This is a genomic window from Halorhodospira neutriphila (genome assembly GCF_016584055.1).
GTDB lineage: Bacteria > Pseudomonadota > Gammaproteobacteria > Nitrococcales > Halorhodospiraceae > Halorhodospira > Halorhodospira neutriphila.
In genome coordinates this window covers 1-945 of record NZ_NRSH01000264.1, presented here as the reverse complement: position 1 = coordinate 945, position 945 = coordinate 1, and the positions used below count along the sequence as shown (strand labels likewise).

At 78.0% G+C, this 945-nt stretch carries 2 protein-coding genes; both read right to left on the bottom strand.

Annotated elements, in window-relative coordinates; genetic code table 11:
- A partial coding sequence (locus tag CKO13_RS12360; RefSeq protein WP_338034657.1) for an alpha/beta fold hydrolase occupies positions 1-482 on the bottom strand: 482 nt, incomplete at its 3' end.
- On the bottom strand, positions 476-945 hold a 470-nt coding region (locus tag CKO13_RS12355; RefSeq protein ID WP_242468044.1), incomplete at its 5' end, for a thiamine pyrophosphate-dependent enzyme. The genes CKO13_RS12360 and CKO13_RS12355, both read right to left, overlap by 7 nt.

Below are 945 nucleotides of genomic sequence, written 5' to 3'. Positions count from 1 at the left end.
TCGACCAGGGCCCGGCGCTGCGCCTCGCTCAGCGAGGCGAAGACCGGCTGCCGGTACCACGCCGCCAGCGCCTGCGCCCGCGGCTCCTGCTCGAGGCGCGCCGCCCACGCCTCGTCGTGGGCCCGGCGCTGCTCGCGCTCGGCGGCGTCGCGCAGCCCGGGGTGCGCCCCCTCGAGGATCAGGCCGGTGAGCCGCTGCGGGCAGCGCTGCGCCAGGGCCAGGGCCAGGCGCCCGCCGAGGGAGTAGCCGGCCAGGGCGAAGCGCTCCGGCAGCTGCGGGGCCAGGCGCTGCCAGAGGGCCTCGGCGAGGCCGGCGAAGTCTTCGGCGGCCGGCGGGCGCCCGTCGTGGCCGGGCAGCGTGGGGGCGAGGCAGTAGTGCCGTCCGCTCAGCCGCTCGGCGACCGGCCCCCACTCCGCGGCGTCGCCCATGAAGCCGTGGAGGAGGACGAGGGCGGGCTGGCCCGGATCGCCGGCGCTCAGCACGGCGCCGCCCGCTCCAGGTCCCGGAAGAGGGCCGCCATCCGGTCGCTGCCCTGCTGCGGCGGGCAGCTCAGCTCGATGACGCTCCCGCCGGGGCGCGTGCAGGCCTCGGTGTACGCCTCGTGCAGCTCCGCGGCGGTGCGGCAATGGGTGTAGGGCAGGCCGAACTGCGCGGCGGCGTGCTCGAAGCGCCAGCCGTGGGGCATGCGGAAGAGCCGCTCGTGGCGCTCGCCGTGGCCGCGGGCCGGGAGGAGGTCGAAGATCCCGCCGCCGTCGTTGTTGAGGATGACGATCACCAGCGGGTGGGGGCAGACGGCGGCGAGGGCGAGGCTGTTGAGGTCGTGCAGCGCGGCGAGGTCGCCGAGGAGCACGGTCGCCCCGGCGCTGCGCTCGTGGGCGTAGCCGGCGCCGGCGGCGATCAGCCCGTCGATGCCGCTGGCCCCGCGCAGCGTCAGGCAGGGGCGGA